The 10,228-nt window shown below is 70.9% G+C and carries 11 protein-coding genes; 3 read left to right on the top strand and 8 right to left on the bottom strand.

The annotated features are described in order from the left end of the window. Positions 1-1,154: chorismate-binding protein (locus tag G3I40_RS44385; RefSeq protein ID WP_203645922.1), on the bottom strand; the 1,154-nt coding region annotated here is incomplete at its 3' end. A 270-nt stretch (positions 1,155-1,424) separates the two neighbouring features. Here G3I40_RS44385 and G3I40_RS44390 point away from each other — a divergent pair. Together G3I40_RS44390 and G3I40_RS44395 are read left to right on the top strand one after the other, a co-directional pair. Continuing rightward, on the top strand, positions 1,425-2,777 hold the full coding sequence (locus tag G3I40_RS44390) for a 3-deoxy-7-phosphoheptulonate synthase class II (RefSeq protein WP_164560455.1): 1,353 nt from the start codon (positions 1,425-1,427) through the stop codon (positions 2,775-2,777). Positions 2,778-2,936: 159 nt separating this feature from the next. Further along, positions 2,937-3,176 (top strand): (2Fe-2S)-binding protein, encoded by a 240-nt coding sequence (locus tag G3I40_RS44395; RefSeq protein ID WP_164560456.1) that lies wholly within the window; start codon positions 2,937-2,939, stop codon positions 3,174-3,176. 172 nt (positions 3,177-3,348) lie between these two features. Here the strand turns inward: G3I40_RS44395 and bfr are convergent, their stop codons facing one another. Further along, positions 3,349-3,828 carry a bacterioferritin gene (bfr, locus tag G3I40_RS44400; protein ID WP_164560457.1) on the bottom strand — a complete coding sequence of 160 codons (480 nt, stop codon included), beginning with the start codon at positions 3,826-3,828 and terminating at the stop codon, positions 3,349-3,351. Positions 3,829-4,002: 174 nt separating this feature from the next. Here bfr and G3I40_RS44405 point away from each other — a divergent pair, with 174 nt between their 5' ends. Beyond that, positions 4,003-4,635, top strand: a complete 633-nt coding sequence (locus G3I40_RS44405; protein ID WP_164560458.1) for a sulfite oxidase-like oxidoreductase — start codon at positions 4,003-4,005, stop codon at positions 4,633-4,635. Between the two features lie 31 nt (positions 4,636-4,666). Here the strand turns inward: G3I40_RS44405 and G3I40_RS44410 are convergent, their stop codons facing one another. The 6 genes from G3I40_RS44410 to thiO all read right to left on the bottom strand — a co-directional run. Then, the gene (locus tag G3I40_RS44410; protein ID WP_164560464.1) at positions 4,667-5,089 is read right to left on the bottom strand and encodes a DUF4396 domain-containing protein; all 423 of its coding nucleotides are present in this window, start codon (positions 5,087-5,089) and stop codon (positions 4,667-4,669) included. Positions 5,090-5,260: 171 nt separating this feature from the next. Further along, positions 5,261-6,130 (bottom strand): deoxyribonuclease IV, encoded by an 870-nt coding sequence (locus tag G3I40_RS44415; RefSeq protein ID WP_164560459.1) that lies wholly within the window; start codon positions 6,128-6,130, stop codon positions 5,261-5,263. A 59-nt stretch (positions 6,131-6,189) separates the two neighbouring features. Further along, positions 6,190-8,112 (bottom strand): Stk1 family PASTA domain-containing Ser/Thr kinase, encoded by a 1,923-nt coding sequence (gene pknB, locus G3I40_RS44420; RefSeq protein ID WP_164560460.1) that lies wholly within the window; start codon positions 8,110-8,112, stop codon positions 6,190-6,192. An 83-nt stretch (positions 8,113-8,195) separates the two neighbouring features. Then, on the bottom strand, positions 8,196-8,990 hold the full coding sequence (locus G3I40_RS44425; protein ID WP_164560461.1) for a thiazole synthase: 795 nt from the start codon (positions 8,988-8,990) through the stop codon (positions 8,196-8,198). Between the two features lie 6 nt (positions 8,991-8,996). Next, a complete protein-coding gene (gene thiS, locus G3I40_RS44430; RefSeq protein ID WP_164560462.1) occupies positions 8,997-9,197 on the bottom strand; it encodes a sulfur carrier protein ThiS in 201 nt (66 codons plus the stop codon). Beyond that, on the bottom strand, positions 9,194-10,228 hold a 1,035-nt coding region (gene thiO / locus G3I40_RS44435), incomplete at its 5' end, for a glycine oxidase ThiO (RefSeq protein ID WP_164560463.1). The genes thiO and thiS, both read right to left, overlap by 4 nt.

Below are 10,228 nucleotides of genomic sequence, written 5' to 3' on the forward strand. Positions count from 1 at the left end.
GTGCCCTCCTCGCGCGGACGGGAAGGACGTACCCCCAGCGCGGCCAGCACCCCGGCGGCCTTCGCATGCGTCTCGGCGACCTCGCCCGCGGGGTCCGAGCCCCGCACGAGCGTCGCCCCCACCGGCACCCGCAGCCGCCCGGCCGCGTCGACGTCGGCGGTGCGGATGAGGATGGGGGAGTCGAGGGTCTGCGCCCCGCCCGCGTCCCGCCCGATGAGCGCGAGGGCCCCGGCGTAGTAGCCGCGCCCGCCGACCTCGTGCCGCTCGATGACCCGGCAGGCGTTCTGCACGGGCGAGCCGGTGACGGTCGCCGCGAACATCGTCTCCTTCAGCACCTCGCGCACGTCGAGGCTCGACCTGCCCCTCAACTCGTATTCGGTGTGCGCGAGATGAGCCATTTCCTTGAGCCGCGGACCGATGACGACACCTCCTCTGTCGCCGACGGTGCACATCATCTTCAGCTCCTCGTCGACGACCATCGACAGCTCCTCGATCTCCTTGCCGTCGGCGAGGAAGCGGAGCAGGTCGTCGGGGGTGGGCCCGGCGGCCGGATAGCGGTACGTGCCGCTGATCGGGTTCATCACGACGGTCCCGCCGGACATCCGCACGTGCACCTCCGGGCTGGCCCCGACCAGGGTCCGGTCACCGGTGTGCACCACGAACGTCCAGTACGCGCCCCGCTCGCCGTCGAGCAGCCGCCGGAACAGCGCGAGGGCGTCCGCCCGGCCGAACCCCGGGATCTGCCCCTCGTACGTACGCCGGATCACGAAGTTCGCGCCCTCGCCCCGCCCGATCTCCTCGCGCAGCACCCGGCCGACGATCCGCGCGTACGCGTCGTCGTCGACGTCGAAGCCGCCGTCCCGGACGTGCACGTCATGGCGCGGCAGCTGCGCCAGCGCCTCGTCGAGCGGGATCTCGTACGACTCCTCGGGCGTGAGCACCGTGAGCGGCGTGCCGTCGTCGCGGACGTCGAAGCCGCGTTCCCTGATCTGCCGGAAGGGGACCAGGGCGAGGCCTTCGGGAATGTCGGCGAGCCGTTCGTAGCTGCCGACCTCGCCGATCAGGACCTCGACCGTGTCGTGGTCGCGGCCCGGGGCGCGGCGCCGTAGCAGGGCGAAGGGGCGGTCGTCCGCGAGCAGGGCGGAGAGCTGCATGGTCGGTTCCTCTTCCTCGTCATTCGGAGAGGAACGGCCCGGCCTCGAAAACACCGAAGGCCGCCCCTCGGGCGGCCTTCGCGAAGTCTGGGAACGCGCAGTCAGTGGGCCGCCGGATGTGCGGTCCACCACCAGGTGCGGTGCAGAAGTTGCGCGAACATGGGCGCCACCGTACCCGACGCCCGGCTCATGTGTGTCGCCTCCCTCTCATCCGTCTCAAAACATGAGCGGTGGAATGGACGCCCGACACGACCCCGTAATGTGGTCGACGTGACCGTGAACGCTAAGACCAGCGCAAGCGCTGGCAACACCTGGCGAGACCTGCCCGCGGCGCAGCAGCCCGAGTACCCCGATGCCGAGGCTCTGCGCGATGTGATCGCGGACCTCGAGTCGTATCCGCCGCTCGTCTTCGCGGGCGAGTGCGATCAGCTGCGCGCCCGACTGGCGGCCGTCGCCAAGGGAGAGGCGTTCCTGCTCCAGGGCGGCGACTGCGCCGAGGCCTTCGACGCCGTCTCGGCCGACCACATCCGCAACAAGCTGAAGACGCTGCTCCAGATGGGCGCCGTCCTCACGTACGCCGCCTCGGTGCCGGTCGTGAAGGTCGGCCGCATCGCCGGCCAGTACTCCAAGCCGCGCTCCAAGCCGACCGAGACCCGCGACGGCGTCACCCTGCCGACCTACCGCGGCGACTCCGTCAACGGCTTCGACTTCACCGAGGCCGCCCGCATCCCGGACCCCGAGCGCCTGAAGCGGATGTACCACGCGTCCGCCTCGACGCTGAACCTGGTGCGCGCCTTCACCACCGGCGGCTACGCCGACCTGCGCCAGGTGCACGCCTGGAACCAGGACTTCGTGAAGTCGTCCCCGTCCGGCCAGCGCTACGAGCAGCTCGCCCGCGAGATCGACAACGCGCTGAACTTCATGCGCGCCTGCGGCACCGACCCGGCCGAGTTCCAGACGGTCGAGTTCTACGCCTCCCACGAGGCGCTGCTGCTCGACTACGAGTCGGCGCTCACGCGTGTCGACTCGCGTACGGGAGACCTGTACGACGTCTCGGGCCACATGGTCTGGATCGGCGAGCGCACCCGTCAGCTCGACGGCGCGCACATCGAGTTCGCCTCGAAGATCCGCAACCCGATCGGCATCAAGCTCGGCCCGACGACGACGGCCGAGGAAGCGCTGCAGTACATCGAGCGCCTCGACCCGGACCGCGAGCCGGGCCGGCTGACCTTCATCGTCCGCATGGGCGCCGACAAGGTCCGTGACAAGCTGCCCGAGCTGGTCGAGAAGGTCACCGCGTCGGGTGCCACCGTCGGCTGGATCACCGACCCGATGCACGGCAACACGTACGAGGCGGCCTCCGGCCACAAGACCCGCCGCTTCGACGACGTGCTCGACGAGGTCAAGGGCTTCTTCGAGGTGCACAAGGCGCTCGGCACGCACCCGGGCGGCATCCACGTCGAGCTCACCGGTGACGACGTCACCGAGTGCGTGGGCGGCGGCGACGAGATCTTCGTCGACGACCTGCACCAGCGCTACGAGACGGCCTGCGACCCGCGCCTGAACCGCAGCCAGTCGCTCGACCTGGCGTTCCTGGTGGCGGAGATGTACCGCGACCAGTGAGCGTCGCTCGCCGTACGTAAATGCCGTGGGGCGCGGATCACAGGGATCCGCGCCCCACGGCACTTTTGTGCTTCCGGCCCGGCGGGTAAGGTTAGGTTAGCCTCACCGATCAATCGGGACGGCCCTACCTATGAGTCCCGACCGGGAGGTGACCGGCGCGTGTACATCTGCAACTGCTTCGGTGTCACCGAAGCGCAGGTCAAGAAGCACGCGGACGACGGTGCCTGCACTCCCCGCCAGATAGCGTCGGCCTGCAAGGCCGGCACCGACTGCGGTTCCTGCGTGCGCCGGATCCAGGCCCTGCTCGGCCGTGGTTCCTGCCCGCGCCGCGAGCTGGTCGAGCAGGGGGAGTCCGCCGTCGCCCTCGCCCCGCAGGCAGAGCTTCCCGAAGCGGCCTAGGGCGTGTTGTGAAAGTCCCGCCTGCCCCGCGACGCCCGGCACGCACGCTCGCGGCGTTGCCGAAGCGCCCGCATAGCTCCGCTATGAGGACGCTCCGGCGCCTTGCGATCGCACGCACCGGACGCCGCGGGGCCCGCCCTTCGGGCGAACGACGGGACTTTCACAACACGCCCTAGCTGTCCGGCTGCTCGATCTGCTGGGCCAGGTAGAGCGCCTCGCCGAGCTTCTCGATCAGCTCCAGCTGGGTGTCGAGGTAGTCGATGTGGTGCTCCTCGTCCTCCAGGATGTCCTCGAAGATCCGCGCCGACGTCACGTCGCCCTTGGCCCGCATGACGTCGATGCCGCGCTTGAGGCGGTCGATCGCCTCGACCTCGACCTGGCGGTCGGCCTGGAACATCTCCGTGACGGTCTGCCCGACGCGTACGTGGAAGAGCCGCTGGTAGTTCGGCAGGGCATCGAGAAAGAGGATCCGTTCCGTCAGCCTGTCCGCGTGCTTCATCTCGTCGATGGACTCGGCACGGGTGTACTTCGCGAGCTTGGTCCAGCCATTGTTGTCCTGGATCCGGTAGTGGAGCCAGTACTGATTGATGGCCGTCAACTCGCCCGTGAGCTGCTCGTTGAGGAATTCGATGACCTCGGGGTCGCCCTGCATCGCAGAGGCTCCTTCCACGTGGTGGACTCGGCAGGTCCGCGCATCCTTGCACCGGCGCCGAAACGCGTCCAGTAAGTACATGCTTAGTAGGAGTTGCCCGAATCGGACATCGAGGACGTTCGTCCGGCGGCTGCGTGGTCACGTCCACTGCTCGGGGTCTGTCAGGATGGAGGCATGGGTCATCCGGTGGGTCGCGAGTCTGGGGGAGCAGTGCAGCCGGAGCTTCCCCCGGGGCAGCGACTGCAGCGCGGCTGGCCCGTCACGCACTACGGCCCGGTGCCCAAGTTCCGACCCGAGCGCTGGGAGTTCAGGGTCTTCGGGTCCACCGCCGACGGCGAGAAGCACACCTGGAACCACGAGGAGTTCTCGGCGCTGCCGTACGCGACCGTCCTGGGTGACCTGCACTGCGTCACGAAGTTCAGCATGCTCGGTGCCGAGTGGGGCGGGGTGCGTGCCTCCACGATCCTGGAGCTGGCGCCGCCGGACCCCGCCGTCACGCACGTGATGGTCTGGGCCGAGTACGGGTTCAGCTCGAATCTGCGCCTGTCCGACTTCACCGCCGACCGGACCATGTTCGCGACCCACAAGGGCGGGGAGCTGCTCACCGCCGAGCACGGGTTCCCGCTGCGCCTCGTCGTGCCCCATCTGTATGCCTGGAAAGGGCCGAAGTGGGTGCGCGGCGTCGAGTACATGACCGCGGACCGGCGCGGGTTCTGGGAGGAGCGCGGGTACCACAACGTGGGGGACCCGTGGCGTGAGCAGCGCTACTCGTACCAGGAAGAGCTCGGGGAAGGGCCCGAGCTCTAGGTTCGCACGTCCCGTCCGCCGGGCCGGCGCCTCAGTGGTGGTACTGGTGCACCACCGCGTGGCCCTTGTCGCGGCCGATCATCCAGCGGTTCACCGGGGTCGTGACCACGAAGGCGATCGCCAGCGACGCGGCCAGCGCGCCCCAGAACAGGGCGTCGGCGAGCGTGGCGTCCATGGCGCTGGGCCACAGGGCGATCACGCCGTTGTCGATGAGTTCCATGACCGCGATGGACAGGGTGTCCGCGGCGAGCGCGACCCGGAACGCCGTCCTGAAGTCGACGCCCGCCGCGAGGACGCCGCGCAGCGTGAGCGAGTAGCCGAAGACGAAGGCGAGGGCGATCGCCAGGATCATCGTCGGGAGGTTGCCCCAGCCGAGCGCGGTGCCGATCACCATGCCGAGGACCTCGCCGATGGCGCAGCCCGTGAGGCAGTGCAGCGTGGCCCGGGCGGCCATGGGCCAGGTGACCTCGGCGTGGCCGGGGGCCTGGTGCGCGTGGTGCGAAGCGTGGTCCCCGTGCCCGGTGTGCGTGACGTGCCGCATGGTTCCCCCAACGTCGGTAGCGGTTCCTGTCACCGACGAGAACGCTATACCCCCTAGGGGTATTCCGTGGTGGGGTCGCGAGATCTACGAACGCAGCTCCTTGAGGCGGGCGACGTCCGCCGCGTGGCCTTCCTTGCCGCCCGGCGTCTCGATGATCAGCGGGACGTTCTCGGTCGCCGGGTGGGCCATCAGCTCGCGGAACGGATCGGCGCCGATGTGGCCGGAGCCGATGTTCTCGTGGCGGTCCTTGTGGGCGCCGACGACGTCCTTGGAGTCGTTGGCGTGGATCAGCTTGAGGCGCCCCTCGCCGACCGTCTCCACGAGGAGGTCCAGGGTCTGCTTCATACCGGCAGGGCCGGTGAGGTCGTGGCCCGCGGCGAAGATGTGGCAGGTGTCGAGGCAGACGCCCAGCTTGGGGTGGTGGTCCAGGGCGTCGAAGTACGGGCCGAAGTCCCAGGTGCGCGAGCAGAGCGACGCGCCCTGCCCCGCGGTCGACTCCAGGAGGAGGAACGGGTCGTCGTCGTGGGTCAGCTCGTCGAGCAGGGGCAGCAGGTGCGCGCGGACCTGCGCGAGGGCGACCGGGCGCTCGCGCCCGCCGGTCGCGGAGCCGGTGTGCACGACGACCCCGAGGGCGCCGATCTCCCGCGCCCGGCGCAGGGAGTGGCGCAGTGAGTCGACGGACTTCTCGACGGTGGCCTCGGTGTGCGAGCCGAAGTTGATCAAGTACGGGGCATGGACGTAGGCCGGGATGCCCTCGTCGGCGCACCGGGTGCGGAACTCCTCGTCCTGGCGGGGGTTCCCGGTGGGAGTGGCCCAGCCCCGGGGGTTGGCCACGAAGACCTGGACGGTCTCGGCGTCGAGCTCCTGGGCGTAGGAGAGTCCTACGGAGGCGAGACCGCCGGCCACCGGGACGTGGCCGCCGATCGGGTTGCGGGTGCGGGTGCTGCTGTTCACCCGGTCAGGGTGTCATGGCCCGCACACGACCCCGACCGGCCCCTCTCTCCCGTACCCGACTACCTGATGGTGATCTTGATCGTCGAGCCCTTGGGGGCGTCGTCGCCGCCCTTCACGGACTGGTCCTTGACCGTGTCGCCGAAGAGACCCAGCAGGCCGCGGTCCTCGTCGACCTCGAAGCCGGCTCCCTCCAGCTTGGACGTGGCGTCGTCCACGCTCATGCCGGTGACGTCCGGGACCTCGACCATCGGAGGGCCCTTGGAGATCGTCAGGGTCACCGTGTCGCCCTCGGCGAGGCGGCCGTCGGCCGGGGACTGGCGGGCGACGTCGCCCTTGTCCTCGTCGGACGTGATCCGCTGCGTGGCGATCTCCGCCTTCAGGCCCGCTTCCTGGAGCTCGGCGACGGCGTCCTGCTCGGACTCGCCGGTGACATCGGGGACGTCGACAGGGGAGCCCTTGGAGACGACGAGAGCGATCGCGGAGCCCGCGTTGCGGGTGGTGCCCGCGTCCGGGTCCGTGCTGATCACGGAGCCCTTGGCGACGTCCTCGCTGAAGGCCCTGGTGATCATGCCCGGGGTGAGGCCCCGGTTCTTGAGGTCGCTCTTCGCGGTGGCGACAGGAGTGCCCTTGAGGTCCGGGACCTTGACGGTCTGCGGGCCCTTGGACACCGTCAGGTTCACCGCGTCGCCGTCCCGGATGCGGGCGTTCGCCTTCGGGTCCGTGGCCATGACGGTGCCGCGCTTGAACCCGTCGCTGTACTTGTACGTCGTCTTGTCACCCGCGTGCAGGCCCGCGTCGTCGAGGCGCTGCTTCGCCTGCGCCTCCGTCTTGTTGAGCAGGCGCGGGACCTTCGTGAACTGGCCCGAGTTGATGTACCAGACGCCTGCGCCGAGGCCGAGAACCAGCAGGACCGCCGCGACGATCGCGAACCTTCCGCGCCGCCCGTTGCCGCCCCTGGAGCGGGGCGGGGCGGGCGGCGCCGGTGGCGGGGTCTGCAGGCGGCTGGTCCGGTGGACCCCCTCGTTCTCGTCCGTCGGCAGCGGCAGCTGCACCGCGCGCGGGATCACGCTCGTACGGTCGTCGGCGCCCGCGGCCGCCACGTCCCGCGCCTGCGGCGGCACCGCGTCCAACTCGGCGTCGGTCAGCGCCGACCGGGCCTCCCTGGTCTGCGCGAGCAGCGCCACCGCGTCGTGCGGGCGGACCTGCGCGTTACGCGCCGTGGCCGAGGCGACCAGGTCGTCGAGCGCGAAGGGGAGACCCGGGACCGCGGCGGAAGGGGGCGGGACGTCCTCGTTCAGGTGCTTGTAGAGGATCTGGGCCGGGGTGTCGCCGAAGTGCGGCTTGGCGCCGGTCAGCATCTCGTAGAGGACGACACCGCACGCGTACACGTCCACCGCGGCCGTCGCCGTGCCGTCCTCGATCTGCTCGGGGGCCAGGTACGACACCGTGCCGAGGACCGTCCCCGTGGTGTTCGTGACCGTGTCCACGGCGCGGACCAGGCCGAAGTCGGCCACCTTCACCCGGCCGTCGTCCCCTATCAGGACGTTCTCCGGCTTCATGTCGCGGTGCACGAAGCCCGCGCGGTGCGCCGCCCCGAGAGCGGCGAGCACCGGCTCCAGGATGTCGAGGGCCGCGCGGGGCCGCAGCGCGCCGCGGTCGCGCAGGACGTCGCGCAGCGTGCACCCCGCGATGTACTCCATCGCCAGGTAGACGTACGCGCCGTCGGCGCCCTGGTCGTAGACACCGACGACGTTCGGGTGCGAGAGACGGGCCACCGACTTGGCCTCGCGGATGAAACGCTCGACGAACGTGGCGTCCGCGGCCAGCGAGGGATGCATCACCTTGAGCGCGAGCACACGGTCGAGGCGGGTGTCCACGGCCCGGTAGACCGTGGCCATCCCGCCGACCGCGATGCGTGCGTCGATGCGGTACCGGCCGTCGAGCACGTGCCCGAGCAACGGGTCCTGAAGGGTCGTGTCCACGCAGGCGAGTCTACGAGGAGTGACGGACAGGTCCCGCGCCCGCTGCGGGACCGGGCCCGTACTGCAGCAGACCTGTGACCCGCTCAGAAGGCCGGGCGCTCCGGGTCCAGGTGGGCCCTTCCCTCGCTGGGCGAGGAGGCCTCGGCGAAGTGGCGCTTGGGGATGCGGCCCGCGCGGTACGCGAGGCGGCCCGCCTCCACCGCGTGCCGCATGCCCTCCGCCATGAGCACCGGCTCCTGGGCGCGGGTCACCGCCGAGGCGAGCATCACACCGGCGCAGCCGAGCTCCATGGCGAGTGCCACGTCGGACGCCGTGCCCGCGCCCGCGTCCAGGATCACCGGTACGCGCGCGTGCTCGACGATCAGCTGGAAGTTGTGCGGGTTGCGGATACCGAGCCCGGAGCCGATGGGGGAGCCGAGCGGCATGATCGCCGCGCACCCCACGTCCTCCAGCCTGCGGGCCAGGACCGGGTCGTCGTTGGTGTAGGGGAGCACCGTGAAACCGTCGTCGACCAGGGTCTCGGCCGCGTCCAGGGTCTCGATCGGGTCGGGCAGCAGCGTGCGCTCGTCCGCGATCACCTCCAGCTTGACGAGGTCCGTGCCCAGCGCCTCGCGCGCGAGGCGGGCCGTGAGCACCGCCTCTCCCGCGGTGAAGCAGCCCGCGGTGTTGGGCAGCACCCGGATGTCGAGCTTCTCCAGGACCGAGAGGACCGAGCCGTGGACCGACGCGTTCACGCGGCGCATCGCCACCGTGGTGAGTTCGGTGCCGGAGGCGACCAGGGAACGCTCCAGGACGTCGAGGCTCGGGGCGCCCCCCGTACCCATGATCAGGCGCGAGGAGTACGGGGTGCCGCCGAGGACGAAAGCGTCGTCAGCCATGGATGGTCAGCCTCCTTGTACGGCGGTGAGGACCTCGACGCGGTCCCCTTCGGTGAGCGCGGTCGTCGGCCACTGGGTGCGCGGGACGACGGTCTCGTTGAGGGCCGCGGCGACGCCGGAGTGGGCGGTGGTGAGCGTCGTGACGAGGGTGTCGAGCGTGGTCTCGGTGGTCACGCTGCGCGGCTCGCCGTTGAGGGTCACATTCATGCGGGCTGCTCCAAGGAGGCGGCACTGAAGCGTCGGGGGGTGAACGGGCGGGCTTCTTCGGGCAGTTCACCGGTGGACAGCGCGTGCGCCATCACGTCGCCGGTCACCGGGGTGAGCAGCACGCCGTTGCGGTAGTGGCCGGTGGCCAGGAGGAGGCCCGGCAGGGTCGTCGGGCCGAGGAGCGGGGCGTTGTCGGGGGAGGCGGGGCGCAGGCCCGCGCGGGTCTCGGTCAGGGGCAGTTCCGTGATGCCGGGGACGAGTTCGTGGGCGTCCCTCAGGAGTTCGTAGACGCCGCCGGCCGTGACCGTGGTGTCCCAGCCGAGCTCCTCACTGGTGGCGCCGACGACCAGCTCGCCGTTCACGCGCGGCACCAGGTAGAGGTGGCTGCCGCGGACGACCGCGCGGACCGTGCGGCTGAGGAACGGCGCGTACCGCCCGGGCACCGTCAGGCGCAGGACCTGGCCCTTGACCGGGCGGACGGGCGGCAGCACCTCGTCCGGCACCCCCGCGAGCTGCCCGCTGCGGCTGCCCGCGGCGAGCACGACCTGGTCGGCGGTGAGCTCGGTGCCGTCGCCGAGGACGGCGCCGCACGCCCGGCCGCGGACGACACAGAGCCGTGCGGCCGAGGCCCGGTGGAAGGTCACGCCCGCGCGCTCGCAGGCCGTCACAAGGGCGCCTGCGAGCCTTCTCGGGTCGATCTGGTGGTCACCGTCGACCCGCAGCCCCCCGCGTACGCCCGGCGCGAGCATCGGCTCCAGGCGGCGGCAGTCGCGGCCCGACAGCCACTCCGACTCCAGGCCCGACTCCCTTTGCAGCGCGTGCAGTTCCCGCAGATGCGCCCGGTCGTCCGCGTCCAGCGCGACCGCCAGCGTGCCGCACGCGCGGTAGCCGAGGTCCCGGCCGCTCGCCTCGGACAGCTCGGCCGCGAAGTCCGGGTAGCGGCGCGCGGACTCGACGTTCAGGGCGAGCAGCGTCTGCTCGCCGTAGTGCAGCTCGGTGACGGCGGCCAGCATGCCGGCCGCGACCTGGGC

Origin of the sequence: Streptomyces sp. SID14478 (assembly GCF_010548525.1) — a bacterium.
Lineage (GTDB): Bacteria > Actinomycetota > Actinomycetes > Streptomycetales > Streptomycetaceae > Streptomyces.